Origin of the sequence: Microcystis sp. BLCC-F210 (assembly GCF_042134685.1) — a bacterium.
Lineage (GTDB): Bacteria > Cyanobacteriota > Cyanobacteriia > Cyanobacteriales > Microcystaceae > Microcystis > Microcystis aeruginosa_D.
This window is the reverse complement of the sequence record NZ_CP169647.1, coordinates 2,481,226-2,506,655: the sequence shown is the minus strand read 5'-3', so window position 1 is coordinate 2,506,655 and position 25,430 is coordinate 2,481,226. Positions and strand designations below refer to the sequence as shown.

Annotated in this window: 26 protein-coding genes and 1 pseudogene; 11 read left to right on the top strand and 16 right to left on the bottom strand. The window is 42.8% G+C overall.

Translation table 11 applies throughout. The annotated features are described in order from the left end of the window. Positions 1-2: 2 nt before the first annotated feature. The gene (locus ACE3JL_RS12075) at positions 3-1,196 is read left to right on the top strand and encodes a Coenzyme F420 hydrogenase/dehydrogenase, beta subunit C-terminal domain (RefSeq protein WP_271988610.1); all 1,194 of its coding nucleotides are present in this window, start codon (positions 3-5) and stop codon (positions 1,194-1,196) included. Positions 1,197-2,007: 811 nt separating this feature from the next. Beyond that, entirely contained in the window at positions 2,008-2,610 is a 603-nt protein-coding gene (locus ACE3JL_RS12070; protein WP_150975854.1) for a Crp/Fnr family transcriptional regulator, read from the top strand. A 98-nt stretch (positions 2,611-2,708) separates the two neighbouring features. Here the strand turns inward: ACE3JL_RS12070 and ACE3JL_RS12065 are convergent, their stop codons facing one another. After that, the gene (locus tag ACE3JL_RS12065; RefSeq protein WP_271990183.1) at positions 2,709-3,629 is read right to left on the bottom strand and encodes an ROK family protein; all 921 of its coding nucleotides are present in this window, start codon (positions 3,627-3,629) and stop codon (positions 2,709-2,711) included. 264 nt (positions 3,630-3,893) lie between these two features. Between ACE3JL_RS12065 and ACE3JL_RS12060 the strand changes: the two genes are divergently transcribed. From ACE3JL_RS12060 to ACE3JL_RS12050, 3 genes are read left to right on the top strand one after another with little or no spacing between them, the layout of a single operon-like run. After that, positions 3,894-4,379: a DUF29 domain-containing protein gene (locus ACE3JL_RS12060; protein WP_375327579.1), complete on the top strand. Its 486-nt coding sequence runs from the start codon at positions 3,894-3,896 to the stop codon at positions 4,377-4,379. A 19-nt stretch (positions 4,380-4,398) separates the two neighbouring features. Continuing rightward, positions 4,399-4,881 (top strand): DUF29 domain-containing protein, encoded by a 483-nt coding sequence (locus tag ACE3JL_RS12055; protein WP_271990153.1) that lies wholly within the window; start codon positions 4,399-4,401, stop codon positions 4,879-4,881. 19 nt (positions 4,882-4,900) lie between these two features. After that, positions 4,901-5,392: a DUF29 domain-containing protein gene (locus ACE3JL_RS12050; RefSeq protein WP_271990156.1), complete on the top strand. Its 492-nt coding sequence runs from the start codon at positions 4,901-4,903 to the stop codon at positions 5,390-5,392. Between the two features lie 9 nt (positions 5,393-5,401). On the opposite strand, the gene ACE3JL_RS12045 is transcribed toward ACE3JL_RS12050, so the two are convergent. The 4 genes from ACE3JL_RS12045 to ACE3JL_RS12030 form a co-directional block, all read right to left on the bottom strand. Further along, positions 5,402-5,782, bottom strand: a complete 381-nt coding sequence (locus ACE3JL_RS12045; RefSeq protein WP_002735921.1) for a hypothetical protein — start codon at positions 5,780-5,782, stop codon at positions 5,402-5,404. A gap of 269 nt (positions 5,783-6,051) precedes the next feature. Beyond that, positions 6,052-7,104: a phosphotransferase enzyme family protein gene (locus tag ACE3JL_RS12040; protein WP_375327578.1), complete on the bottom strand. Its 1,053-nt coding sequence runs from the start codon at positions 7,102-7,104 to the stop codon at positions 6,052-6,054. 636 nt (positions 7,105-7,740) lie between these two features. Further along, a complete protein-coding gene (locus tag ACE3JL_RS12035; protein WP_287169336.1) occupies positions 7,741-8,652 on the bottom strand; it encodes a hypothetical protein in 912 nt (303 codons plus the stop codon). Beyond that, entirely contained in the window at positions 8,649-9,602 is a 954-nt protein-coding gene (locus tag ACE3JL_RS12030) for a hypothetical protein (protein ID WP_271972326.1), read from the bottom strand. Before ACE3JL_RS12030 ends, ACE3JL_RS12035 begins: the two co-directional genes overlap by 4 nt. 366 nt (positions 9,603-9,968) lie before the next feature. Here ACE3JL_RS12030 and ACE3JL_RS12025 point away from each other — a divergent pair, with 366 nt between their 5' ends. The 3 genes and pseudogenes from ACE3JL_RS12025 (at position 9,969) to ACE3JL_RS12015 (ending at position 12,048) form a co-directional block, all read left to right on the top strand. After that, positions 9,969-11,405 (top strand): folate/biopterin family MFS transporter, encoded by a 1,437-nt coding sequence (locus tag ACE3JL_RS12025; RefSeq protein WP_375327577.1) that lies wholly within the window; start codon positions 9,969-9,971, stop codon positions 11,403-11,405. 87 nt (positions 11,406-11,492) lie between these two features. Further along, the gene (locus ACE3JL_RS12020; protein ID WP_002753456.1) at positions 11,493-11,792 is read left to right on the top strand and encodes a type II toxin-antitoxin system Phd/YefM family antitoxin; all 300 of its coding nucleotides are present in this window, start codon (positions 11,493-11,495) and stop codon (positions 11,790-11,792) included. After that, positions 11,776-12,048 (top strand): annotated as a pseudogene (locus ACE3JL_RS12015) (Txe/YoeB family addiction module toxin). The gene ACE3JL_RS12020 and the pseudogene ACE3JL_RS12015 overlap by 17 nt, the downstream one beginning before the upstream one ends. 42 nt (positions 12,049-12,090) lie before the next feature. On the opposite strand, the gene ACE3JL_RS12010 reads toward ACE3JL_RS12015, so the two are convergent. Further along, the gene (locus ACE3JL_RS12010) at positions 12,091-12,795 is read right to left on the bottom strand and encodes a proprotein convertase P-domain-containing protein (protein WP_375327576.1); all 705 of its coding nucleotides are present in this window, start codon (positions 12,793-12,795) and stop codon (positions 12,091-12,093) included. Between the two features lie 415 nt (positions 12,796-13,210). Here ACE3JL_RS12010 and ACE3JL_RS12005 point away from each other — a divergent pair, with 415 nt between their 5' ends. Both ACE3JL_RS12005 and ACE3JL_RS12000 read left to right on the top strand, forming a co-directional pair. Continuing rightward, positions 13,211-15,382, top strand: a complete 2,172-nt coding sequence (locus ACE3JL_RS12005; RefSeq protein ID WP_375327575.1) for a glutamine synthetase III — start codon at positions 13,211-13,213, stop codon at positions 15,380-15,382. Between the two features lie 104 nt (positions 15,383-15,486). Further along, positions 15,487-16,980, top strand: coding sequence for a carotenoid oxygenase family protein (locus ACE3JL_RS12000; protein ID WP_375329608.1), 1,494 nt, complete (start codon positions 15,487-15,489; stop codon positions 16,978-16,980). 44 nt (positions 16,981-17,024) lie between these two features. On the opposite strand, the gene ACE3JL_RS11995 is transcribed toward ACE3JL_RS12000, so the two are convergent. The 8 genes from ACE3JL_RS11995 to ACE3JL_RS11960 all read right to left on the bottom strand — a co-directional run bounded on the left by ACE3JL_RS11995 (position 17,025) and on the right by ACE3JL_RS11960 (position 21,702). Continuing rightward, the gene (locus ACE3JL_RS11995; protein ID WP_375327574.1) at positions 17,025-17,900 is read right to left on the bottom strand and encodes a Tab2/Atab2 family RNA-binding protein; all 876 of its coding nucleotides are present in this window, start codon (positions 17,898-17,900) and stop codon (positions 17,025-17,027) included. A 330-nt stretch (positions 17,901-18,230) separates the two neighbouring features. Beyond that, a complete protein-coding gene (locus ACE3JL_RS11990) occupies positions 18,231-19,250 on the bottom strand; it encodes a glycosyltransferase (RefSeq protein WP_375327573.1) in 1,020 nt (339 codons plus the stop codon). 131 nt (positions 19,251-19,381) lie between these two features. Continuing rightward, the gene (locus tag ACE3JL_RS11985; protein WP_375327572.1) at positions 19,382-19,699 is read right to left on the bottom strand and encodes a DUF3593 domain-containing protein; all 318 of its coding nucleotides are present in this window, start codon (positions 19,697-19,699) and stop codon (positions 19,382-19,384) included. Further along, on the bottom strand, positions 19,692-20,003 hold the full coding sequence (locus ACE3JL_RS11980; RefSeq protein ID WP_002741768.1) for a DUF2499 domain-containing protein: 312 nt from the start codon (positions 20,001-20,003) through the stop codon (positions 19,692-19,694). Before ACE3JL_RS11980 ends, ACE3JL_RS11985 begins: the two co-directional genes overlap by 8 nt. Before the next feature lie 99 nt (positions 20,004-20,102). Continuing rightward, positions 20,103-20,237, bottom strand: coding sequence for a hypothetical protein (locus ACE3JL_RS11975; protein ID WP_375327571.1), 135 nt, complete (start codon positions 20,235-20,237; stop codon positions 20,103-20,105). Further along, positions 20,204-21,178 carry a glutathione synthase gene (gene gshB / locus ACE3JL_RS11970; protein WP_375327570.1) on the bottom strand — a complete coding sequence of 325 codons (975 nt, stop codon included), beginning with the start codon at positions 21,176-21,178 and terminating at the stop codon, positions 20,204-20,206. The genes ACE3JL_RS11975 and gshB overlap by 34 nt, the downstream gene beginning before the upstream one ends. 15 nt (positions 21,179-21,193) lie before the next feature. Then, positions 21,194-21,454 carry a glutaredoxin 3 gene (gene grxC / locus ACE3JL_RS11965; protein WP_375327569.1) on the bottom strand — a complete coding sequence of 87 codons (261 nt, stop codon included), beginning with the start codon at positions 21,452-21,454 and terminating at the stop codon, positions 21,194-21,196. 62 nt (positions 21,455-21,516) lie between these two features. Further along, positions 21,517-21,702: a hypothetical protein gene (locus tag ACE3JL_RS11960; protein WP_271989869.1), complete on the bottom strand. Its 186-nt coding sequence runs from the start codon at positions 21,700-21,702 to the stop codon at positions 21,517-21,519. 86 nt (positions 21,703-21,788) lie between these two features. Here ACE3JL_RS11960 and ACE3JL_RS11955 point away from each other — a divergent pair, with 86 nt between their 5' ends. Next, the gene (locus tag ACE3JL_RS11955) at positions 21,789-22,229 is read left to right on the top strand and encodes a hypothetical protein (protein WP_271989867.1); all 441 of its coding nucleotides are present in this window, start codon (positions 21,789-21,791) and stop codon (positions 22,227-22,229) included. Here the strand turns inward: ACE3JL_RS11955 and ACE3JL_RS11950 are convergent. Next, on the bottom strand, positions 22,226-22,513 hold the full coding sequence (locus ACE3JL_RS11950; RefSeq protein ID WP_002766817.1) for a YggT family protein: 288 nt from the start codon (positions 22,511-22,513) through the stop codon (positions 22,226-22,228). The two genes, ACE3JL_RS11955 and ACE3JL_RS11950, sit on opposite strands and share 4 nt — an antisense overlap. A gap of 836 nt (positions 22,514-23,349) precedes the next feature. Next, entirely contained in the window at positions 23,350-25,401 is a 2,052-nt protein-coding gene (locus tag ACE3JL_RS11945; RefSeq protein ID WP_271989865.1) for a M3 family metallopeptidase, read from the bottom strand. Between the last annotated feature and the right edge of the window lie 29 nt (positions 25,402-25,430).

The following is a 25,430-nucleotide window of genomic DNA, read 5'->3' as shown; positions in this document are numbered from 1 at the left end:
TTATGAACTCCCTTGCGCCACACCTCAAAGCCAAAGCCCTCAAGTCTAATAGTCGTCGTCCTGCGAAGGAATTGTGTAGCGAGTGCGGACTTTGTGACACTTATTATATTCACTATGTTAAAGAAGCTTGTGCTTTTCTCAATCAACAAATCACCGATTTAGAAGCAGAAGCACACGGCAAAAGTCGCGACTTAAATCAGGAAAATGATCTCTATTTTGGTGTGCATCAAGAGATGATGGCTGCCAAGAAAAAACAAGTTATTCCAGGGGCGCAATGGACGGGAATCGTCAGTACAATTGCTTGTGAAATGCTCAATCGTGGTTTAGTAGAAGGGGTAGTTTGTGTGCAGAATACCACCGAGGATCGCTTTCAACCGCAGCCGATTCTCGCCCGTACCACGGAAGAAATTCTGGCCGCTAAAGTTAATAAACCGACTCTTTCTCCCAATTTATCAGTCCTAGAAGAAATTGAAAAATCGGGCATGAAACGGTTATTAGTTATCGGAGTTGGTTGTCAAATTCAAGCCCTAAGAGCAGTAGAAAAAAAATTAGGTTTAGAAAAGTTATATGTCTTAGGGACTCCCTGCGTCGATAATGTTACCCGCTCAGGACTGCAAAAGTTTCTAGAAACTACCAGTCGTTCCCCGGAAACCGTGGTGCATTACGAATTTATGCAAGATTTTCGGGTACACTTTAAACACGAGGACGGCTCGATCGAAATGGTTCCCTTTTTTGGCTTAAAAACTAATAAATTAAAAGATGTTTTTGCCCCTTCCTGTATGACTTGTTTTGATTACGTTAACTCCCTTGCTGATTTAGTTGTGGGCTATATGGGCGCACCTTTTGGCTGGCAATGGATTGTAGTTCGTAATGATACAGGCAAGGAAATGTTAGAGTTAGTTAAAGACCAATTAGATACTCAAGATGTTATGTCTAGTGGTGATAGAAAACAGGCTGTACAAAATAGCATTCCTGCCTATGATAAAGGTGTAACCTTGCCGATGTGGGCGGCAAAAATGATGGGAGTAGTAATTGAAAAAATCGGACCTAAAGGACTAGAGTACGCTCGCTTTTCCATTGATTCTCACTTTACCCGTAATTACCTTTATGTTAAACGTAATTATCCTGAAAAATTAGCGGCTCATGTTCCTGAATATGCTAAAAAGATTGTGGAACAGTATAAATTACCTGATTAATTATTCATTTGTTCCGTTGGGGTAATGGAGAACAATTACCCCGCTTTTTTAACATTTTTAAAGATGTTTGACTTCGATGGGGAAGCATTCAGCGGTCAAGAGTAAACAGTTATCAGTAAGTGGGGATGAAAGATGAGGATAACTAACGAATTAACTTAAAAGTTATATCTAATACTAAATCTGGTTATTAAAAACTGATTATTTATTCCCCTTTGCCTTTTGCCTCTTGCCTTTTGCCTCTCCTCATAACTAGCCTGTACTCAACGGATTTAGTATAATAATTGGTAGTGATTTGATAGTAGTGGTAGTTTGAGAAGCGGTAGAATATCAGGGTTTACCCCTAGTTTCTCTTTTTCTTTTGGCTCTTCGTTACTTGTTATGGTTCGATAGGGTGGCATAAATCGACTAAATCCTTATCTGGCAAGGGATTTAATTGATTAGTTCGCTCTAGATCAAAAATAATTGACAAAAATCGCTAAATGCTTTTCTATATAAGGGTTCCATCCCTTATAATCTCCGTGCATTGCATAACACAAACCGAAGAACCTTTCTTTTTAGGGTGCGTAACCCCCCTCTGAATAAGTACCTAAGCAAAATTAATTACACATATCTAACCCCCTCTTGCCTTTTGCCTCTTGCCTTTTGCCTATCTTTACTAGGAAATTAATTTTGCACTACTACTTATGATCACTGATTCAAAGCTGACGGCTAAAAAACTAATCAATGTTAATCTGGAGATTACCTAATGTTTACCTTGATACAGTAAAGTGGGGTTAAAATTGTTAGCCCCCCATCCAGGAGAACTTTGATCATGTTGCTGACCTATAATCCCAGCGTCTCACCCTTCCGAGAAGACTATAGCGAGAGTCGTCGGCTCCACTTTTACGATCGCGGGGAAAATATCCCTCTGGTGGTTGATGGAGTCTGGCAAGTTTATCGGGGGATGGCGCAACTAAGTCAAGTATCTGAGAGTGGAGAAGAAATTTTACTAGGTTGGGTTCATTCATCCCACTTTTTCGGCTTAAATTTGACCCATCTAGAATCCTATCACGCCAGAGCCTTGTCGGAACTGTACCTAAAGTGGTACACGATCTCCGAGGTAGAAAATTCGGCGGAATTAACCCGGATGATGTTAAATCAAATGATCCGTCGTCAACAACAAACGGAATCGCTCCTTGCGATCGCAGGACTCAAACGAGTGGAGGAACGTCTTCAGCAGTTACTACAGTTATTAAAGCGGGAAATGGGGGAACCAATCGCCCAAGGCAGTCGTTTAAAGATCCGTTTAACCCATCAAAATCTCGCCAATGCTATCGGTACGACGAGGGTAACGGTGACGCGTTTGTTAGGGGAATTTCAGCGCCAAGGAGCGGTGAGCATCGATTGTGATCGCCACTTAATTATTCACGATTAAGTCAGTCCTGAGGAAAAATTTTTCACCCCCACAGATAAAAAAGATTTCTTTCCCTACAATCCACACCCTACACCCTCTTTCAAGTCAGACGATTTTAGTCAGATCCCCCCATAATAAATAGACTCCCCGCGCAAGTCCACTAATTGCCAAGCTAATTTAGCAGCCCCCACCATCCCGGCGCGATTACCTAACTCAGCCGTTAATACCTCCAATCCTTCTCTGGAACTAAGTAAAACCCGTCTTTCGATTTCTGTGAGGAGAGCCGGAAAGAAAAACTTAGCACTGGCGCTAATACCGCCGCCGATAATTACCGCCTCTGGGGTGAGAACATAGAGTAAACTGGCGATACCAGCCCCTAGTAAACAACCGTAACCCTGCCAGAATTCTAAAGCCTCTCGATCGCCTTTTTCGGCCAATTCTGCCAATTGCTTCGGTTCTTTGCCGGTCATCCGGCGAATAGCTTGTAGGGAAGCGTATTGTTCCAAGGAACCCTGATTACCGCTATTGCACAATGGACCGTCAAAATTGAGGGTTATTAAGCCTAATTCTGCGGCTGTTCCCTTACTGCCCACAAATAAGTTACCATCGAGGATAATTGCCCCTCCTACTCCCGTCCCCAAGGTTAACAGGATCAAGTTTTGAAAGCGTTTGCCCGCTCCTAACCAAGCTTCCCCTAAACCGGCACAATTGGCATCATTGGCTAAAATTGTCGGCATTCCCGTGCTTTCCTCTAACCAATCGGCCAAAGGAATATCCCGCCATCCTGCCAAATTAATCGCTATTTTGGCAATTCTCCCCTGAGCATCCGCAGGACCAGGTGTTCCCACACCGATGGCTTGACAACTTTTATCTAAATTTACTTGACAAATGCCTTGATGTATGGTACTGGCGACTTCTTTGGGTGTAGCGGGTTGGGGAGTGGGTAAAGTGAGAGATTCGAGACAATTGCCCTCCTGGTCAAATTTACCAATTTTAATAGCGGTTCCACCTAAATCCACACCTATGACTGTTTTCACCATCGGGCTTTCCTTGTTACTCTGGGAATAGCTAGGTTTATTATCACTCTTTTTGGCGGTTTTTTGGCTCTCTTGGATTTGGTGGGTAAAATGTACTCTAAGATACATTCCTCCTAGCGGGGGCGTGGAACGAACCACAAAGACACAAAGGACACAAAGACCGATCATAATGTAAGTTAAACTTATCACACAGAACCTAGAAGAGCCAAATTTCTTCTATACTTTGGACACCAGCAGCTTAACTCCTGATTTTTCCCCATTTTTAAAATGATGAATATTACCATTTTAAATCTCTACGATAGCGATTATCAACTTTGGTTAGAAAAGACTATCAACCAATTGCGTCGGGGAGATTTTCAATCGGTAGATTGGCAGAATTTATTAGAGGAGTTGGCAGATTTGGGAAAAAGTGAACGACGAGCATTAGAAAGTTTATTAACTCGACTTTTAGAGCATTTACTGAAGTTAACTTACTGGCAATCCCAACGGGATTATAATCAGGCGGGATGGAAAAAAGAAATTCGCAATTTTCGGATTCAGATCAAAAAAATTCTTAAAGATAGTCCCAGTTTAAAGTCCTATTTAAGGGAAATTTTGCAGGAATGTTATCTCGATGCTCGCAATCTACTTATTGACGAAACCGAGTTAGATGCCAGTATTTTCCCTGTGGAAGTGTTAGCTAATCTAGAGGAGATTCTCGATCAAAATTGGCTGCCAGATTGGGAAGCTATTAGCAAGGATTCTGAACAGTGAAATTAAGAAGTAAAAAATCATGAATATTACTATTTTAAATCTCTACGATAGCGATTATCAACTTTGGTTAGAAAACACTATCAACCAATTGCGTCGGGGAGATTTTCAAGCGGTAGATTGGCAGAATTTATTAGAGGAGTTGGCAGATTTTGGGAAAAGTGAACGACGATCAGTAGAAAGTTTATTAACTCGACTTTTAGAACATTTACTGAAGTTAACTTACTGGCAATCCCAACGGGATTATAATCAAGCAGCATGGAAAGGGGAAATTAGAACCTTTCGGAAACAAATCAAGAAATTACTGAGAGATAGTCCCAGTCTCAAACCCTATTTATCCGAGATACTTGAGGAATGTTACAGCGATGCTCGGGAGATAATTATTGATATCACCCAATTAGATGCCAGTATTTTCCCTGTGGAAGTGTTAGCTAATCTAGAGGAGATTCTCGATCAAAATTGGCTGCCAGATTGGGAAGCTATCAGCAAGGATTCTGAACAGTGAAATTAAGGAGTAAAAAATCATGAATATTACTATTTTAAATCTCTATGATAGGGATTATCAACTTTGGTTAGAAAAGACTATCAACCAATTGCGTCAAGGGGATTTTCAATCGGTAGATTGGCAGAATTTATTAGAGGAGTTGACAGATTTGGGAAAAAATAATCGACGAGCGCTTAAGAGTCTCTTAACTCGACTCCTAGAACATTTACTGAAGTTAACCTACTGGCAATCCCAACGAGATTACAACCAAGCGGGATGGAAAAAAGAAATCAGGAATTTTCGCCTACAAATTGCTGATATTTTAGAAGATAGTCCCAGCTTAAAGTCCTATTTAAGGGAAATTTTAGCAAAATGTTATCTCGATGCTCGCAATCTGATGATTGACGAAACCAGATTAGATGCCAGTATTTTCCCTGTGGAAGTGTTAGCTAATCTCGAGGAGATTCTCGATCAAAATTGGCTGCCAGATTGGGAAGCTATAAACAGGGATAAATCTTCCCAAGCAAACTAAAGATTAGCTTCACCTACCCGGTTTACAAACATTATAATCTTCGTGAGAGATCACCGCTTCTGGGACGAGGAGATTGCCGTGGTCGCGACAGATGAGGCGATAATTGCGAGTAACGGGGATACTGATAATAAAGCGATCGTGTCGCAATCGTTTACCATGGAAATCTCGATAATTGCGGTGATCTTGCAATCCTTGCAGGATTTCCCTAGCTTTAAGTACGACATTTTTCGGTAATTCCCGCAAATCGATCGGATCTTGGGAAAAAGTGGCTTCCCAAGCATTTTTTTGACGTTTTCTTTCTTCCCAAGCGGCATCTAGTTGAGCGCAATGATGGCAGACTTGGCCATAACCCTTGTGACCACAGGGAAACTTCTTCTTTCTTCTGGACATAATACCATCTGTCTGTGAGGCTGTGAGAGACTATTCAAAAGCGGTAAAGCCTGCTTCACTTTTGGCAGATGGAGAAGAAAGTCTTTACCTAGTGATTATCTATACTTACCAGCATACAGTGATCGATCCCTCGTTTGGCCATTGACCAGCAAGAAAGTTGATCTTGGTTAGTTAGGACTGACTGAATAAATCTAAAAACCTTCTAAACACGGGTAAAACGCCACACCCTGTTCCCACGCAATTTGATCACCAGCAGCATCGAAGCTGCTTTAAAATAATTCCCATTCTTGGGTTCTTAAACGTTTGAGAATGGCCAAACGGCTACTAAAATAATTAGCACAGAGACGACTATAATCAGTTAAACGCAGGTTATTTAAGCTAATTGACCAAGACCAAATATAAGCCGCTTGGGTGAGATACTGAAGACAAGATAATTCACCCTCAGTTAAAGGCACTGTTTGATCATAACCTTGGATAAAACCATGGCGAACCTGGCGATTTAAACCGGATTGTAGGGAAACTTGCAGAAATTTAGCGATATCAAAAATTCGCCAACCATAACCGCACTGATCGAAATCAAATAGGGTCATCTGATTATCAGGGGTGATATGCACATTACCACTATGAGGATCGCCCCAACAAATGCTCCAATAGGGAGATTCTGTCGGTAATTTGGCGGTTTCTTCCTCTATTTCCCCAATAGTTTCTAAAACACAGTCTAGGTCGCTCGGTCGTTGGTGCAGAAAAGGTGCGATAATTTGCAGGGAATCCTCGAGAAGATATTTGAGGTTGAGGGGATGACGATAGGCTAGGGGTTGAAAATCTGCCGTCACCCGATGTAAATTAGCCACGATCGCCCCTAAATGATAGGCTTGTTCTATATCTATATCCCCAATGGCAATCCCCCCCGGAGCATAGGGAAAGAGGACAGCGTAACGTTTCCCTTCCGGAGCATTAATTTCTAGGGATAAATCACCGTTTTTGCTTCGAATTGGCGCGGCGACGGGAACCTGAGAGCGATCGAGATAATCTAATAATTCTAACTCGAAGTCGATTTCCATTTTGCTGCGCCAATGGCAGTGAGACACGCGCAAAATATAGGGAGTTGTCAGAGTTTCGAGGAGATACACATCACTTAAACCCCGATGCCAAAATTGACAATTTTTCGGTACATCAATCTCGTAACGAGAAAAAACCAAATCTGCTAGGGCCGCAGGAGCCAGAGTGGAGTAGAGTGTGGGAAAAGTCCATTCTCCAGTGCGAAAATTGGCAGCGGGAGAACTAGAAGGCAGTAAATTGAGCGAAGCCAGAAAAGTCGTCACGGTTCCCTCCCGATGCAAGTGTGGACGACGCTCGCATCATCCTATTGTATAGGCCACATATATTACAAATTGGTTTGATCGCTCCGTATATTTCGCTACATTCGTCTGACAGTGATCAGATTTGAGTTTTCACTACCTACAGCAGTTATCTGAGTTGTGATACTAAATCCGTTGAGCATAGGCTACATATCAAGATAGACAAGAGACAAAAGGAGGAATGGATAATCAGTTTTTAATAACTGGATTTAGTATGGGATCAAAAGTTGTCGTTTTCCATGAGTGCCTGTCCTTTATAAGTTAGGTTATACTCAACCCATTGGTTCTTCGGTTTGTGTCATGTAATGGACGGAGATTATAAGGGATGGAACCCTTAGATAGAAAGGCATTTGGCGATTTTTGTCAATTGCTTTTGATCTAGAGCGAACTAATCAATTAAGTCTCTTGCCAGATCAGGATTTAGTCGATTTATCCTCCCCTATCGAACCATACCAAGTAACGAAGAACCAACGCATTTAGTATTATTAGATCACCTAGACTTATCAACTTCCATGAATGAGCAAGGTGCGTTCCCCAAAATCGATCGGTGGAGTAGTAGGACTTGCATTAGGGAACGCCCCTACAGCTAATTTGCTATAATCAGTCTAGGAGAGCCATTTTCTCTAGTTCCTCTTGTAAATATGTAAGAAAGTCGTCAATTCCAATAATCCTTTGTATTCTTGGCATATTTCTTGTGATTGCATCTGCTCTATGATCACGCAGTAGCTCGATAACTTTATCGTCATAGATTGTAAGCATGATTTTGGGCTTCCTTCTTTGAATATCCATGAAAATCTCATTATGTATATAAACAATAGCTTCAAACCCTCTATTTTTTTTGCCTATAAAGTAGGAAATATTTAAAGCTGGAGAGAAATCATATTGTTTTGTAGGAATATAAAAGATAATCTTTTTTTTCTCATTTTCCGTGAGTTGACCATGATCCATCAAATTTTGGTAGAAACCATTAATTCCAGCCATCCATTCTCGGACAACCCTCTTATCAGGACATGAAAAAATTGGGTAATAGTAATGAGCAACTTTAAAGTTTACATTTTTATATCTTCTAACATGAAATTGTAGCCTGTCCCCCAAGTTCTCGTTTTCATACTGTAAAGGAGCATTAAACGCATAATATTCATCACCAACAAAATCATCAAAAATCCTTGCAATAGATATTTGAGTGACAATCCCAATTCTCTCATTCCTAATTACTTCCAAAGTTTTGATGTCAATATTACGAATTTCAGAAATTAATTCCTGTTTAAGCTCTAGGTGCTTACTGTCAATATTTTGAACTGCTGAAATAACTTCGCTTTTGAATCCCTCAAGTGAACCCCTTTGGTTCAGTTGATCAAGAGTGATTACAATAATTACAAATAGAATTAAGTCAATTTCATGACCTTTTAAAAATGGAATATAATCTCCGAAATCATTAATTATAGATAAGCTGAATCCTACTATTGCTGCCCAAAAACTATAAGGTATAGGTGCTTTATTTGTTTTGTTCATACTGGCACATACGGAATAGATTTCATAAATGTAGAAACCCGATCTACAAGTTCATCTAATAAAATATCTTGATATTCAAGGTTGAGAATACATGCAACATTATAAGCAATCGTTAAACTTATGTCTTCGGAACATTCGCCTTTAAGAATTTTTTCAAACTTTGAGATGTGATTCTTTATGTCGGCTGATTCTGACATAAATTCAAAGTAATCATCATTAACATAATGTTCTGGTAGATTTACTTCACTTTTAACTAATCTTCCATTAAAAATCCGGATTACTAAGTTTCTTCCTGCAAAAATCTCATCAATTTCATGAGTCGAGTGTACAATCAAGCTATTCCTTTCTAAGGCAATTGATACATCAATATAATGATCTATATAATTACTGCAATATACCCCATTAACTTGACCACTTGAATTAGTAAGATTTGAAACAGGAAATATAATTTTATAGATATCAGGAATACTTTCTCGGTAAATCATTAACCGAGCCTCTCTCAGTGGGTTAGAATACGGATAACCCAATTCATCTAACGAAAAATATCCCGAGCCTTCTTGATAGAAGGCTTTATCTCTTATGGCTATCGGAAATTGATAAAGATTTGATTTAAGTGATTTGATAAAATCAGAACTTCCCCAAATAGATGTAACTGCTTTTGTTCCAACTTTGTAGACATTGAGAAAATTAGAAGCAATTATCGAGGCTATTGTTGATATATTAATCGTCTTAATTTTATCGCCGCCTGTTCCAAAGCTATTGTAATGTTGAGCAGATATTATATTTTTGTTTGCAAAACTTTCTATATACCTAACTAGCTGGACTATGGTATTTGAACTAAGTTTGTCAGGTCGCAATCTTTCTAGAGAATCATAAATCTCACCAACATTTGTCGAGTTTTTTGTTATGTTAAACTCGTCAATTGCTTCTCTTGTTTTGACATTAATCATCTTGATTGTTCCGAGGATTTACTAACACTTTTCAATCACTTTAGTAACAAAAAGCAATATTAGGATTCAAGTTTTGACTCCACCGATAGATTAGGTTGCATAACCAGATATTATAAATAAACTTTCTATGTATCACACGAAATACACATTTTTTTAAGAATCTTTCTGTATATTGATGGAGCGATCGCAAAAAACTTTCCCAATAACACGACAATAAGCCTTCTATGGGGAAATTCAACTAAAACCCTAAAACCCAATACCCAACCGCCAAAACCTAAAGCTCAACAGTTAAACCCTAACAGCTAACGCACCGATCGAGCGATCAATCATTATTATAGAGACAGTAACAAATATTTATGAAACTTCATGCTTATTAATCGCCTTGGCATCGATCGCGGGAAAAAATTCCTTAAAGAGACTATCTTGTTCGGAAATGACCCTAATCCCGAATTAATTGGCATTTTAGGGGTTTATTTCGTGCAGGGCATTCTCGGACTCTCCCGATTAGCGGTTAGCTTCTTTTTAAAAGACGATTTGGCCTTGAGTCCCTCCCAGATGGGGGCATTAATCGGAGTGGCGGCGATTCCTTGGGTGATTAAACCAGCTTTTGGCTTTCTTTCGGATGGTTTGCCCATTTTTGGCTATCGTCGTCGGCCTTACCTCATTTTATCGGGAATTCTCGGTGTTTTAGCTTGGTTGGCCCTAGCCACTGTGGTGGAGAATGCTTGGCAAGCGACGGCGGCGATCCTGCTTGGTTCCCTTTCTGTCACCATTAGTGATGTCATCGTCGATTCTTTGGTAGTAGAAAGGGCCCGCAGAGAGTCCTTCACTCAATCCGGCTCTCTACAGTCCTTAACTTGGGGAATATCGGCCCTAGGCGGCTTAATTACAGCTTATCTCGGTGGTTGGTTACTGGCACACCTCGGCACTCGTCCCGTCTTCGCTCTCACGGCTATTTTTCCCTTGATTGCCTCAGCCATGGCGTTTTTAATTACAGAGGAAAAAATCAAGAATAATAACGATGGACGATCTACGCCCAAAGTCAAGGAGCAAATCGGGCAATTATGGTCAGCCATTAGACAAAAATCAATTTTATTACCCACTGCCTTTATTTTTCTCTGGCAGGCTACTCCTAGCGCCGATTCTGCCTTTTTTTACTTCACCACCAACGAGTTAGGATTTGAACCAGAATTTTTAGGACGAGTGCGCTTAGTCACCAGTTTAGCCTCGATCCTGGGTATCTGGGTATATCAAAGGTTTTTAAAAGCGATTTCCTTTCGTTTAATTTTGGGTTGGAGTACGGTGATTTCTGCGCTTTTAGGGATGACTACCCTACTCTTAGTTACCCATACCAATCGAGCGCTCGGTATTGACGATCATTGGTTTAGTTTGGGGGATAGTCTCATCCTCACCGTCATGGGACAAATTGCCTTTTTACCCGTCTTAATTTTATCGGCCCGTCTTTGTCCCGTGGGCATTGAAGCATCTCTATTCGCTTTATTAATGTCTATCTGGAATATGTCGGGATTAGTTTCCCAAGAAATCGGAGCTTTATTAACCCATTGGTTGGGAGTCACCGAAACTAATTTTGATAACCTTTGGTTATTGGTGGTGATTACTAATCTCTCGACTCTCCTACCTTTACCCCTAATTAAATGGCTACCTTCTACGGATCCGCAATCTCAGGAAGTCAAGAAAACTTTTCCCCCCGCAGAAGTCTTTGAACATCATGTTACTGGTTCTTTAGCTGAACCCGGTTTTATACCTGAACTTGTCCCCGAATTAATCGAGACAAGAGATTGACAGTCCAGAAAAGGGGTTTTTTAAAGAAACCCCTTTTCTAAATTGATGAAATAAGCTAAAATCGAATCAACTCGTTGCCCTCGCCTTATGTTTTCTATCCAAACTACCTACACTCAAGCTCAAGAAAATTTAGCGAGCCTTCTGGATCGACTGGAAAGCGAGAATAGTATGGCGATTATTACGCGCCCTGGTCATAAAGATATGGCACTACTGAGCGCAGAGGAATTAACTGGCTTATTAGAAACCGTTTATCTTTTGCGATCGCCTGCGAATGCTCGAAAGTTATTGGCAGCACTGGAACGTTCAATGGAGAGGGACGTTAAAACAATACCGGGACAGACAGTTACAGAACTTTGTCAGGAGTTAGGAATTGAACGCCAAGAGTAGGGCAATTGTCTTTGACAGTTAATTTCGAGAAGATTTAAGATGGTGGTACAAAACAGATAAAAAAATCGCCTTTCGCCTACTCGATCTCGTAGAATCTGTCACCGCCGATCCCTTTACTGGAATAGGCAAACCAGAACCCATAAAGTATCTTGAAGCTAATACCTGGTCACGCCGAATTACCACAGAACACCGTCTAGTCTATCGAGTCAAAGATGACCGCATTGAGTTTTTAGCAGCACGATATCACTATACTTAAACAGCTTACCAGAAAACGGGTTTCTCAAAGAAACCCGTTTTCTCAGTCCAAATGGCGCTTAAATGCCGCTGCCGTTCCCAGTAAGCCTAGGGCCAGCAAACCTAAGACAGAATTTGATTCGGGAACAGAAACGGGAGCAAGAGGAGTCCCCTGCAAATTCAGCGTCCAACTGCCAAGACGGCCAGTATCAGGACTCGAAAGATCTGAAATCCTCAGCCGCCAGTCGCCAGCGGTCTGGGATCCACCCAAGGAAGTGAGCATAGGTACGACGGTGGAACTGTTCGCACCGGTGGGGAAGTAGTTACCAGAGGGGATGTTAAAAGTATTACCCCCAGAAGCCGCTACGGACCAGATGTTGCTGGTGGAGGCATCATTGAAACTGTAGGTGCCGTTGAAGTTGCTGTCGTCACCGAACCCACTGCTAACCCGACCAATCCGGTTGAACAGAGTGACTGTCGTGTTGGTTGGGACGTAGGTGAGATTGGCGATCAAATCACCGACGTAGGAGTGGATTAGGTTATTGAGGGTGACGGTGATGTTGGTGATCGAGAAGTTGGAACTGGTGGGAACGGTAATAGTGCTGGAAGCACCTGTGGCGTTGATGTCGGGGATGTTGAAACCAGTACCAGTTCCAGTAAAGGTGACGGCGCTGGCGGGGAGGACAGTCATTCCAGCGATCGCGCTAACTGTGCTGGCGAGGACAACACCAGAGAGAGAGATAGATTTAAAGGTAGTTGTAGTATTCATGAGCAATTTTGAAAAAATCCTGCCCAAACTCTACCCCCCCCCCCGATTTTGTCAAATATCACTTTTTTATCGATTCTATAGATTTTTATCTATACTCCAGAAAACGGGTTTCTCAAAGAAACCCGTTTTCTCAGTGCGATCGCTTGGGGAAGATCGGGTTTGGGATATTTGTAATCTTTGATACAAAGCTCTGGATTATCTGTTCTTAAGATGAAGGCTGGTGTTGCTAATTGATCGGGAAAGAGGCCGGCGCAAGCAGATAAAAACCGCAGAGAAGCTTGTGCCGTGGGATCAAAATTATTAAGCGGAGAATAGCCTCTGACCGGAATTCAACATCAAAATCAGTAGGAAACTTGTCATCGCCTAAGTTAAAGTAACCCCTTATCCACGACACAACACAATAGGAAAAATACTTATGAGTTATGGAACGCGTGTTCAAGCTATCTCTCAAGTAACGGATCGTAAACCCCTACCTAGCAAACTTCCTCAACGTTTAGAGGCCCTGTGGGCAACCGATGTTTTTACCCTGAGCAAAATGCAGGCCAGTCTTCCCAAAGATGTATTCAAATCGGTCAAAAACACGATTTTAACCGGGGGAAAATTAGACGTTTCCATCGCCAGTGCGGTGGCGGCAGCGATGAAGGATTGGGCCACGTCCAAAGGGGCGCTGTACTATGCTCACGTCTTCTATCCGATGACTAACGCCACCGCCGAAAAACACGATGGTTTTATCTCCGTGCAGAGCGACGGTTCAGTGATCACAGAATTTACGGGCAAAGTCTTAGTACAGGGAGAACCGGACGGGTCTTCCTTTCCTAACGGCGGACTTCGCTCCACCTTTGAAGCGCGGGGTTACACCGCTTGGGATGTCACCAGTCCCGCCTACGTCATGGAGACGGATAATGGTGTCACCCTGTGTATCCCCACGGTTTTTATCTCTTGGACAGGAGAGGCCCTCGACAAAAAAACGCCGCTTTTACGCTCGATTTCATCGATGAGTAAAGCCGCCACCAGGGTGCTGAAGCTCTTAGGACATACGGAAGTCGCCCCCGTTAACTCCAGCTGCGGTGCTGAACAGGAATATTTCCTCGTAGATGCTCATTTTGCCCATAGTCGCCCCGATTTACTGCTCACCGGTCGCACCCTATTTGGTAAACCCGCCGCCAAGGGTCAACAGTTCGACGATCATTATTTTGGCGCGATTCCCGAACGGGTTCAGGTTTTTATGCAGGAAGTAGAGGAAAGAATGTATCGCCTGGGCATTCCGGCCAAAACCCGCCATAATGAAGTCGCCCCCGGACAGTTCGAGATTGCCCCCTTTTTCGAGGCTGCTAACGTGGCCAGTGACCATCAGCAGTTAATTATGACTTTGCTGAAAAGTACGGCTAAAAAACACGGTTTTGTTTGCCTACTGCACGAAAAACCCTTTGCGGGAATTAATGGTTCGGGAAAACACGTTAACTGGTCCGTCGGCAACGCCACCCAAGGTAATCTGTTAGATCCGGGCGATACTCCCCACGCTAATATGCAGTTTTTGTTGTTCTGTGGGGCGGTGATTCGTGGTGTTCACAAGTACGGGGCGCTTTTACGCGCAGTGGTGGCTACTGCCAGCAATGATCACCGTTTAGGGGCAAATGAAGCTCCTCCCGCCATTATTTCGGTATATTTGGGCAGTCAGTTAGAAAAGGTATTCGACCAAATTAGCCAAGGACAAATTGAGGGTTCTGATGCTCCAGGATTGATGGATCTGGGTGTCGATACCCTGCCGGTATTCCCCAAGGATCCAGGCGATCGCAATCGTACCTCTCCTTTTGCTTTTACGGGCAATCGCTTTGAATTCCGCGCTGTGGGTTCTAATCAGTCAGTTTCTGGTCCGCTGGTGGCGATGAACACGATTCTAGCCGATTCCCTGACTTGGGTGGCGGATAACCTAGAAAGCCGGATGAAAGCCGGGGAAGACCTCAATACTGCTGCCCAGGGTGTTCTTAAGGAGATCATGGACAAACACAGAAATGTGATCTTCGGAGGTAACGGATATTCCCAAGAATGGCACAAAATGGCGGTAGAAGAGCGCGGTTTGGCTAATCTCCGCACCACTGCCGATGCTTTACCCGTGCTGAGGGCCGATTATATCGAAGAACTGTTTACCCGCATGGGTGTGCTTACCCCCGTGGAACTGGAAAGTCGTTTTGATGTCTATGCGGAACAGTATTTGCTGGCCATCGAAGTGGAGGCGAAACTGGTGGTGAGTATGGCTAAAACGATTATTTATCCCGCTGCCGTTCGCTACTTGTCGGAATTGTCCTCAGCGATCGCTAATGCGGCGGCGATCGGCATCGAGATGGATAAGGAAAGCGCCCAAACCGTCTCGAATCTGATTAAATTACTGATGGATAGCATTAGCAAACTGAGTGCGGCCATGGCTAAACACGATTTTGACTCGATCGAGGAACATATGCAGTATTCCGCTCAAACGATCCGTCCCTTGATGGATAAGGTGCGCGAATATGCTGACACGCTGGAAGGGGAAGTGGCGGACAATTTCTGGCCCCTACCTACCTATCAAGAAATGTTGTTTGTTAAATAACAAGACGACAAGGAGGGGGTGAATAAATGTTCGGCACCCCCTTCTTTTTATCTCTGGTAGTTTTAAGTTATGTTAAGAAAAGTAAATATAAACTTAAAACTACCATGGTATTAACTCCGACAATTGGCGAAAAATCCTATAATCGTCAGGATTGGCAAAAAGGCTATCAATCCCAACCTAACGAGTACGATTACGAGGTGGAAGACATCGAGGGGCAAATTCCCGCCGATTTACAGGGTACAGTCTTTAAAAATGGCCCTGGTTTACTCGATATCGCTGGCACTGCGATCGCTCATCCCTTCGATGGGGATGGTATGATCAGCGCGATTAGCTTCAATCATGGCCGCGTACATTATCGTAATCGTTTTGTGAAAACCCAGGGTTATCTCCAGGAACAGAAAGCGGGAAAACCCCTTTATCGCGGTGTTTTCGGCACGAAAAAACCGGGGGGAATTTTCGGCAATGCTTTTGATTTGCGTCTGAAAAATATTGCTAATACTAATGTTATCTACTGGGGTAATAAATTACTGGCACTTTGGGAAGCGGCCGAACCCCATCGCCTCGATGCTAAAACCCTTGATACTATTGGTTTAGACTATCTCGATGGTATCTTGGAAAAAGGCGATGCTTTTGCCGCTCATCCTCGCATTGATCCCGCTTGTATCTTCGATAATCATCAACCTTGTTTGGTAAATTTTGCCATCAAAACGGGTTTATCGAGTGCCATTACTCTCTACGAAATTAGTCCCACGGGTAAGTTATTACGTCGTCATACCCACAGTATCCCCGGCTTTTGTTTTATCCACGATTTTGTTATTACTCCCCACTACGCTATCTTTTTCCAAAACCCGGTTGGTTATAATCCTTTCCCTTTTCTTTTTGGGTTAAAAGGTGCGGGAGAATGCGTTATTAATCAACCAGACAAGTTAACTAAGATTATTATTATCCCCCGGGATCCTAACAAAGGAGAAGTGAAAGTTTTAGAAACTCCATCGGGTTTTGTCTTCCATCATAGCAATGCTTTTGAACAACTTGCCCCGAGCTACGTCGAGGGGGAGGAAAAAATTTATATCGATTCTATTTGTTATCAATCCTTACCACAACTGGATTCAAATAGCAATTTTCAATCGGTAGATTTTGATAGTTTAGCTCCTGGACATCTGTGGCGATTTACACTAAATTTATCAGAAAATACCGTTACAAGAGAATGTATTCTAGAGCATTGTTGTGAGTTTCCCAGCATCAATCCTGCAAAAGTTGGTCGAGATTACCGTTATTTATACATCGCTGCCACTCATCATGCCACTGGTAATGCTCCTTTGCAAGCAATCTTAAAACTGGACTTATTAACGGGAGAAAAACAGTTACATTCTTTTGCTCCCCGGGGATTTGCGGGTGAACCAATTTTTGTGCCTAAACCCGATGGAATTGCTGAAGATGATGGTTGGTTATTGGTAGTCACCTACGATGCGGCTAATCATCGATCGAATGTGTTAATCTTAGATGCTAAAGATATCACTAATTCCCTAGCAGTTATCCATCTTAAACATCATATTCCCTACGGGTTACACGGTAGTTGGACTAGACAATGTTTTTAAGTTAATTCTGTGGGGGTGGATTGAAAACCCACCTTGACTCAACTTTACTCTTGAGAGCCTTCTTGTAATAGCCAAAAACCAGCGAAGGATTGCGATTCAGGGTTAGATTGAACGGCTAAAAAATGCAGATTGTTGGCTTTTTGTTTAGCTTCTTCAAAGTTTTTGGCTTCGTTTAAAGTCTCGGTATTAGTCACGTTGACGAGAATCCAGCTATCACTAGCACCCGTTTCTAAACGTAGCACGGGACGGGAACCAGTTTCTAACTTTAAATAAGCCATTTCTAACCCTGACATCCAACCAGCTAGGGGTAAAGCGCGGGGGGAAAAAACAACTAAACCGGGGATTTTTAGATTCTCATCTAATCCCATCCCTTGTATAGGCAAATTTTCTCCGAAGCTAATATCCCAATCTTTTATATCATGAAAAGAAGATAATTCTAGCGTAACAAAAGCCCATTTATCTGCCTTATCTCCCCGGACAGCATCGGGAAGGGGAACAGCATTTAAAGGAGGATAATTAACGGAAGCGGTTTTAGTTAAATTTTGATCATAACCAACTTCTTGAGGATAGAAATTAACCATTCTTTCTTCTATCCATCTCGTTAAAGCATGAGTGCGACGACTAGGGGAAGCGGGAACACCGATATCCTCGCAAGCTTTGCTAATCATGTTATTCATCTGACGACGGAAAAAGCGAATTTTTTTGGGAGTTACTCCCGCTGCCTTGATAGCTGCAGTAATTGCCTCTCCTAACCATTGGGAATTAACCATCGTATTAGGACAATAACTGGCATATTTAAATATTGTATCGGAGGGGCGATCGATTGTTGCTGGAGTTTCACAGATTAACAATTCCCATCTTTTTTTATTATTCTCATCCACCACCGGCCGCGAATAAAAATCAAGTTCCCAAATAGTCATATTTTTTTCAGTTATCAGTTATCAGTTATCAGTTATCAGTTATCAGTTATCAGTTATCAGTTATCAGTTATCAGTTATCAGTTATCAGTTATCAGTTATCAGTTATCAGTTATCAGTTATCAGTTATCAGTTATCAGTTATCAGTTATCAGTTATCAGTTATCAGTTATCAGTTATCAGTTATCAGTTATCAGTTATCAGTTATCAGTTATCAGATTTGAGTTTTAAGTGTGCAGTATGTATTAAGTGGGCAGTATTAAATAGCAGCTTCCTACTGTCTTTTTACTGTTCACTGTTTACTGATTACTGTTTACTGCTCACTGATTACTGCTCACTGTTCACTGAAAAATCCCCTATCCCCAACAACAGTACGAACGCGGTAGATAGGACGTTTTTGGGATTCGTGGTAAGTTCGCATCAAAATTTCTGCCAAAAGACCAAAACAGAGTAATTGTACCCCAGTCAAAAAGAATAACACAGCTAGGATTAACAAAGGTCGATCGCCGATTTCTTGTCCGAAACCCAGTTTGAGAATAGTCAGATAAGTACCTAAAATAATCCCCAGCACCATGGATATCAGTCCGTAGAGTCCAAAAATGTGCATCGGACGGGTGAGGAACTTTTTCATAAAAAAGACAGTAAATAAGTCCATAATCACGCGAATTGTGCGACCTAAACCATATTTACTCTGTCCGAACCGTCTAGGGTGGTGATTAACGGGAATTTCGGTTATTTTTGCCCCTTCAATAAAAGCTAATACAGGTAAAAAGCGATGTAATTCTCCGTAGAGATTCATATCGGCGATTAATTCGGCTCGATACGCTTTCAAAGAACAACCGTAGTCGTGTAATTTGACCCCTGTTACCTTGCCAATCAGCCAATTAGCTATTTTTGAGGGTAAAAGCCGTTTTACCCGGTCATCTTGGCGATTTTTGCGCCAGCCACTCACGAGGTCATAACCTTCCTCCAATTTGGCCAATAATAGGGGTATATCATTGGGATCGTTCTGTAAATCGCCGTCGAGGGTAATGATGACCTGTCCCGTGGCATAATTAAATCCGGCAGCCATAGCGGGGGTTTGTCCGTAGTTGCGTCTCAATATTACCGCCTTGAGATCATGGCGATTTTTGGCTAAATTAGTTAAAACCTCGGTAGAACCGTCCTTAGAACCGTCGTCAACACAGATAATCTCGTAGTTAATTTGATAAGAACGCAAAATCGAGGCGATACTCTCGACGAGATGGGGGATACTGTCCACTTCGTTATATATGGGAACCACTACCGATAAAGTCTGGATGGCAGCCTGCGGGTTGGGTTCATTGACACTGATGGACGGTGTAATCGGGGACATAGTTGACTGACGCGGGGACGTTTTGGGGCGATTGTATCACAATTCAGTTATCAGTTATCAGTTATCAGTTATCAGTTATCAGATGTGAGTTGTCAGTTCAGTGATTACTGATTACTGTTTACTGTTCACTGTTAACTGCTCCCTGTTCCCTGTTCCCTGTTCTCTGTTTCCTTTTTGGCTAAAATTGCCTGACGAAAACCTAAAACGACAAGAATATTGGAGAGGGTGAGGAAAAGTTCGGCGCTGCCGTGTAACCAATCGACGTTAGCTAATTCTTTACCATAGTGGATTTTGGCGTAGATACCGGCAGGAATAGTGATAAAAACGAAGATTAACAGCACATAAAAGCCAATTAAGGCTAAACGGGGCATTTTTTCCGAACGGGTGACAAACCAAAGAAACCCCAGATAGGGAAACAGGGAAATGGCAAATAAACTCTCTTTATTCATTGTTAACGCTGATTTTACTGGAACGCCACAGCCACCAACCGGCAGCACAGAGGGTAAAATTTCCTAAGACAGTCATGGCTGCCTGTAGGGTGACTAACCAGGATAAGGCACTGATATTATCAAAAAAATGCCATGTACAGGCACACATAGCCCCAATTAAAGCGGGTAACATTCCCCAAGATAACATTCGCCACGATCGATCGCTACTGATGTCGCTATAGGTCCAGACCAACCAGATCGCCGCTATCCATTCTACGACACTCGATACATGAACTATCCACGTTGGTATTGATAAAGCATTCATTGGCAAAGAAAAAAGTTAAAAGTTAAAAATAGGTTTTAGGGTTTTAGGGTTTTAGGGTTTTAGGGTGTTGGGGTGTTGGGGTTTTAGGGTTTTAGGGTGTTAGGGTTTTAGGGTTTTAGGGTGTTGGGGTTTTAGTTGAATTCCCCCATCTCCCCATTCCCCCATCTCCCCATCTCCCCATCTCCCCATTTCCCTAATCCCTAATCTCTGCTGCCCAAATGATTTTCTAGCCATTTAATCACCTGTTGACCTAAACTAACATTGTTTAATCGATCGATCTCGCGAATGCCAGTGGGACTGGTGACATTAACTTCCGTCAGATAGCCACCAATCACATCTAATCCGACAAAATATAGGCCATCTTCTCGTAATTTTTGGGATAAAGTGGCACAGATTTCTAATTCTCGATCGCTGATTTCTGTTTTTGCTACTCGTCCACCCACGGCCATATTACCGCGAAATTCTGAACCGGTGGGAATGCGATTAACTGCCCCGATGGGTTCACCATTGAGGACAATAATGCGTTTATCTCCTTCTTTGGCAGCTGGTAAATAATCTTGAATCATTACCGGTTCTTGTCCCCATTTCGTGCTAATTTCAATCATTGAATTGAGATTGCGATCTTCGGGACTAAGAAATAAAATTCCCTCCCCCGCTTTGCCACCTAAAGGTTTCATAACTGCCGCTCCTTTTTGGTTGACAAATTCCCTAATCGTCGCTTTATCTTGGGAAACAATTGTGGCGGGCATTACCTGAGCAAAGTGAATCGTATATAACTTTTCGTTGGCATGGCGTAACCCCCTAGTTGAGTTAATTACTTGAGTTTTTTTGGGGTCAATCAAGTCTAATAAATAGGTGGCATAAAGATAGGTAATTGTCACGGGTGGGTCTTTTCGCATCCAGACAAAATCGAAGTTTTCTAGGCAGGTAAAAACTGTCTCTTGTCTTTGATACCATTGAGATACAGCCACCCAATGATTATCTTTTAACTCCACAGGAACCAGTTCAATTTTAGTTAGTTTTGCCCAAGCTTTTCCCGCAATCGCACTGAGATCAGTGATGGAAGTAATCCAGACTTCATGACCTAATAATTGGGACGCTTCCATAATAGCTACACTGGTATCATGGCCTGGATCTAGATACTCGATCGGATCGATAATAAAGGCTAGTTTCATTAATAGTTTTTATCCTTAATTCTGCAACAGGGGAGCTAAACCACCACTTCTATCTAAAGCATAGATGTCATCGCAGCCCCCGATGTGTTGATCGTTTATAAAAATTTGTGGTACACTTGTACGACCATTGGCTCGATCGGACATTTTGGCTCGCGCTTGTTCATCACCATCGATACAATATTCGGTAAACTCCACCCCTTTTTTGTTGAGTAATGCTTTAGCGCGGATACAGAAAGGACAGAAACTCCAAGTATAGATCTCAACTTTAGCGGCCATAAAATTTATCTGTTTTCTTTACAGTTCTTAATTTTAGCCGATAACCGAGCAGTGATCTTCCTTCAGGTCAGAAAACGCCAATTAGGTCGATTACACTGATATATTCCTTGTATTTCCCATTCTTCACCGTTGTGAAAGCGAATACGGCAACTAACAGGACGGGAATCATCCTCACTCTCATTTACTGCTATTACCTCCCAGGGAAACCAGTCGCAACTATCGGGAGCGTCTGCAGGAATCCATTCCATGAGAGTCCTAAAAAAGCTGATTTCAAAGGATGACGATCCGCGATAATCTAAGTATTGGGGGAATCATACCGTAAAATCACTCATCTATGACACCACGCTCGCTCACCGTTTTACTGCTTTCTGTTCTCTTCTGGCTGTCTAGCTGGCTTATCATCCCTTCTGCTCAAGCTTTGACCCCAATTCAACTATTAGATGTCTCTTACAAAGACTGTCCCCCGGAATTAGCCGAGGGGAGTGTCACCAGTGGGGGAACCAGTTTTCCGGCTAATTGTTTTTTAATCACTGGCAAAGCTAAAAATAATTCTGGAAAAACCGTCTATGATGCCGATGTTTTTGGTCGGATTTACGATGCTAACGGGGAACCAGCTTTACAAAATCGTAGCCGAGTCGGGGCAATCCCTGAAGTGCCACCGGGGATTAGTGATTTCGAGATCAGAATTTCTGTTTCTACCAATCAACCAACCCCCCTGCGACTGGAAAAATTTAAAGCTTCCGGTTTTACCAGTAGTGTGGATCCCCGGATTTAGAAACCGCTACTGACCAGACTGGTGGCCCCTGTGGCTACGACACTCTGAACAACGTTGAGCAGCAGGAAAGCGAGGATCGGGGACAAGTCCATCCCGCCTAGGGGTGGGATAATCGAGCGAAAGAGGTTTAAATAGGGATCGGTAATCGGACTGAGAAAAGACATAATCTGATAGGCCCAACCAGCATTTTGGAACCAAGTCAGTAAAACCCTAACAATTAGGATTACCGAGTAAATTTGCAGGAAATTGTTGATTATCGTCAAAATAAACCCTATATCGCTCATAAATAAATATTCCCTCAAGAGGGCGTGATGGTTAGTTTAGCCTTGATCTTACCAAAAAAATCGTCTTTAGTTACTTTCGTCGTCCTATCTTAGTGGTTTTAACCAGCTATCGGCATTATACCAAATCCGTTGAGTAACGCACAGAAAACGGGTTTCTCCGAGAAATCCGTTTTCTACTCATACAAGGGGCAAGAGGAGAAATAGATAATCAGCCTTTAATAACTGGATTTAGTATTACTCCCGGTTGACGGACACTGGGGAAGAAAACTGAATACAGCAGTTATCTGAATGGTGAGATAGGCAGTTTTTCTTTTGGGGAGACTCGGATTGTTCAAGTAGGGTTTGCAGCAAAAAGTTTTTCGTGGGGGTAAGGTGTGGGGTTTTACCCATTTTCAGGTAGTCAGTTACCTAATTTCCAGGGAAAAAGTACCTGAATTTTGCCCCCGATCCCCACAATGGCTGGCACTTTTTGAGGGAAAAAAAGTCTAAAAGTCTTATCCAACAAGGTTTTTAGATTTATTCAGCAAGCCCTAAATAAACCTATTAGGGGATCAGATTCATTATCGCATTTAGACTCAGAGCTTCAATCAATGTGCCTGGTGCGTTCCCCAAAATCTATTGGTGGAACAGTAGGACTTGCATTAGGGAACGCACCCTTTTAGGCTCTCTTGGATTTGGTGGGTAAAATGTATTCTAAGATACATTCCTGCTGGCTAGGGGGTGGAAGGAACCACAGAGACACAGAGGACACAAAGATCGATCGCTTCTATGGTAAGTTAAGCTGGTCGCAACGCGCTCGCTACGCGAGATCACACAGAACCTAGAAGAGTCCCCTTTTATAAGCCGCTATGACGGAGGAGCGGTTCGGTACTGGGTTCGCGACCGCGGAAAGCCTTAAAAACATTCATAGGATGAGAACTTCCCCCCATAGCTAAGACAGTATCGCGAAAACGGCGACCGATCGCTTTCACTGCTTCTTCGTTATCTAATCCTACTTCCTCGAAAGCGGCAAAAGCATCGGCACTGAGAACTTCTGCCCATTTATAACTATAGTAACCCGCCGCATAACCGCCGGCGAAAATATGCCCAAAAGAACACAGAAAAGCATCTTCTGGTAGGGGAGGAATTATCGTCGTCGTCGCTGCTAAACGCTGTCTGACTTGTTTAGGAGTTTCGCTGCCATTGGGTTGATAGCGATGGTGTAATTCCAAATCTACTAAAGACAAATGTAACTGACGCAGCATGGCCGAACCACTCATATAATTCTTAGCGAGAAGCAGTTTTTGGTAGTAATGTTCGGGGAGAGTCTCACCAGTTTCGTAGTGTTTGGCCATACTCATTAAAGTAGGGCGATCATAACACCAATTTTCCATAAATTGACTCGGCAATTCCACCGCGTCCCACTCAACGTTATTAATACCCGCTGCGCCAGAATAATCCACAGTGGTTAACATATGCTGTAAACCGTGGCCAAATTCGTGAAATAGGGTAGTTACCTCCTCAAAGGTCATTAAACTGGGGTTTCCGTCCACTGGAGGCGTTTGATTGCAGATTAAATAAGCCACAGGTAAACGCACCTCGGTGCCGGTTTTGGCGCGACCGATACAGACATCCATCCAAGCGCCGCCGCGTTTTTCGGCGGGACGACTGTAGGCATCTAGGTAGAAATAGGCGATTTTTTCACCCTTTTCGTCGTTAATCTGGAAATAACGCACATCGGGATGCCAGATAGGTGCTTTACCGTCGGCAGCGATAATTTCTACCCCAAAAATCCGTTTAGCGAGACTAAATATGCCTTCTAAAACCCGTGGTAGGGGGAAATAGGGGCGTAATTCCTCGGCACTAAAGTTAAACTTGGCCTGACGCTGTTTTTCTGACCAATAGGCTATATCCCAATGCTTGAGATCGTCGGTTCCCGCAAAAGTTTTTAAGGCCTCTAAATCCTGTTTTGCCGCTTCGTAGCTTACTTGGCGCAAATTGTCAAGCAATTTCTCGATTTCATCCACAGAATTGGCCATTTTCCGGGCAAGACTGACCTCGGCGTAGGTACTATAACCTAGAAGATGGGCCTGTTCCTGACGAAGTTGCAAAATGCGATCGATTAAGGGATTATTATCCAATTCTCCCAGATCGGCCCGACTAACGTAGGCTTTATAGAGTTTTTCCCGCAATTCCCGATTATCGCTGTACTTCATAAAGGGGAAATAACTGGGAAAATCGAGGGTAATCACCCAGGGGCCGGTTTCGGTGCTGGCGTTAGTTTCCCCTTGGCTGCGGGCGGTTTGGGCGGCTAAACTGAGGAGACTAGGGGGTAAACCGGCGATATCTTCTGGGGTTGTTAGTTTCAGTTGAAAACCTTTGGTGGCATCGAGGAGGTTATTAGAAAATTTCGTGGTTATTTCCGCTAATTCCAGTTGAATCGCGTTAAATCTGTCTTTTTTCTCCCCTGCTAATCCTACCCCGGCCAACTGGGCATCCCGCAGGGAAGCTTCGACAATGCGCTGTTGTGCCTCGTCTAATTGCCCCCAGCTTTCCCCTTGACGCAGACACAAAAATGCTTCATAAATGGGTTTACTTTGGCTTAAACGGCTAATAAACTCGACTACCTGTGGTTGTACGGTTTCGTAAGCTTGACGCAATTCTGGGCTATTTTTTACCCCCATCAGATGACCGATAATCCCCCAACTCCAGCTTAAACGTTCTTCAATCCGGGTAAGGGGTTCGACTAATTTTTCCCAGGTGGGGGCAATCTCTGCTTCTAGTTCGGTTAATTCTCTGGCCAGTTCCTGCAAAAGTTGCGTCATCCCAGGGACAATCAGGCCGGGTTGGATTTGGTCAAAAGCCGGTAATCCTTGACCGGCAAGCAGCGGGTTACTGGTGTTCGTCATAATTTTTGGTCTGCAAGGGTGAGTAATCT

Bases quoted from the DNA above. Each gene is read 5' to 3' on its own strand.
- ACE3JL_RS12075 (WP_271988610.1), top strand. From the start codon at position 3: ATGAACTCCCTTGCGCCACACCTCAAAGCCAAAGCCCTCAAGTCTAAT.
- ACE3JL_RS12070 (WP_150975854.1), top strand. From the start codon at position 2,008: ATGTTGCTGACCTATAATCCCAGCGTCTCACCCTTCCGAGAAGACTAT.
- ACE3JL_RS12065 (WP_271990183.1), bottom strand. From the start codon at position 3,629: ATGGTGAAAACAGTCATAGGTGTGGATTTAGGTGGAACCGCTATTAAA.
- ACE3JL_RS12060 (WP_375327579.1), top strand. From the start codon at position 3,894: ATGATGAATATTACCATTTTAAATCTCTACGATAGCGATTATCAACTT.
- ACE3JL_RS12055 (WP_271990153.1), top strand. From the start codon at position 4,399: ATGAATATTACTATTTTAAATCTCTACGATAGCGATTATCAACTTTGG.
- ACE3JL_RS12050 (WP_271990156.1), top strand. From the start codon at position 4,901: ATGAATATTACTATTTTAAATCTCTATGATAGGGATTATCAACTTTGG.
- ACE3JL_RS12045 (WP_002735921.1), bottom strand. From the start codon at position 5,782: ATGTCCAGAAGAAAGAAGAAGTTTCCCTGTGGTCACAAGGGTTATGGC.
- ACE3JL_RS12035 (WP_287169336.1), bottom strand. From the start codon at position 8,652: ATGAACAAAACAAATAAAGCACCTATACCTTATAGTTTTTGGGCAGCA.
- ACE3JL_RS12030 (WP_271972326.1), bottom strand. From the start codon at position 9,602: ATGATTAATGTCAAAACAAGAGAAGCAATTGACGAGTTTAACATAACA.
- ACE3JL_RS12025 (WP_375327577.1), top strand. From the start codon at position 9,969: ATGCTTATTAATCGCCTTGGCATCGATCGCGGGAAAAAATTCCTTAAA.
- ACE3JL_RS12020 (WP_002753456.1), top strand. From the start codon at position 11,493: ATGTTTTCTATCCAAACTACCTACACTCAAGCTCAAGAAAATTTAGCG.
- ACE3JL_RS12010 (WP_375327576.1), bottom strand. From the start codon at position 12,795: ATGAATACTACAACTACCTTTAAATCTATCTCTCTCTCTGGTGTTGTC.
- ACE3JL_RS12005 (WP_375327575.1), top strand. From the start codon at position 13,211: ATGAGTTATGGAACGCGTGTTCAAGCTATCTCTCAAGTAACGGATCGT.
- ACE3JL_RS12000 (WP_375329608.1), top strand. From the start codon at position 15,487: ATGGTATTAACTCCGACAATTGGCGAAAAATCCTATAATCGTCAGGAT.
- ACE3JL_RS11995 (WP_375327574.1), bottom strand. From the start codon at position 17,900: ATGACTATTTGGGAACTTGATTTTTATTCGCGGCCGGTGGTGGATGAG.
- ACE3JL_RS11990 (WP_375327573.1), bottom strand. From the start codon at position 19,250: ATGTCCCCGATTACACCGTCCATCAGTGTCAATGAACCCAACCCGCAG.
- ACE3JL_RS11985 (WP_375327572.1), bottom strand. From the start codon at position 19,699: ATGAATAAAGAGAGTTTATTTGCCATTTCCCTGTTTCCCTATCTGGGG.
- ACE3JL_RS11980 (WP_002741768.1), bottom strand. From the start codon at position 20,003: ATGAATGCTTTATCAATACCAACGTGGATAGTTCATGTATCGAGTGTC.
- ACE3JL_RS11975 (WP_375327571.1), bottom strand. From the start codon at position 20,237: ATGGCTAGAAAATCATTTGGGCAGCAGAGATTAGGGATTAGGGAAATG.
- gshB (WP_375327570.1), bottom strand. From the start codon at position 21,178: ATGAAACTAGCCTTTATTATCGATCCGATCGAGTATCTAGATCCAGGC.
- grxC (WP_375327569.1), bottom strand. From the start codon at position 21,454: ATGGCCGCTAAAGTTGAGATCTATACTTGGAGTTTCTGTCCTTTCTGT.
- ACE3JL_RS11960 (WP_271989869.1), bottom strand. From the start codon at position 21,702: ATGGAATGGATTCCTGCAGACGCTCCCGATAGTTGCGACTGGTTTCCC.
- ACE3JL_RS11955 (WP_271989867.1), top strand. From the start codon at position 21,789: ATGACACCACGCTCGCTCACCGTTTTACTGCTTTCTGTTCTCTTCTGG.
- ACE3JL_RS11950 (WP_002766817.1), bottom strand. From the start codon at position 22,513: ATGAGCGATATAGGGTTTATTTTGACGATAATCAACAATTTCCTGCAA.
- ACE3JL_RS11945 (WP_271989865.1), bottom strand. From the start codon at position 25,401: ATGACGAACACCAGTAACCCGCTGCTTGCCGGTCAAGGATTACCGGCT.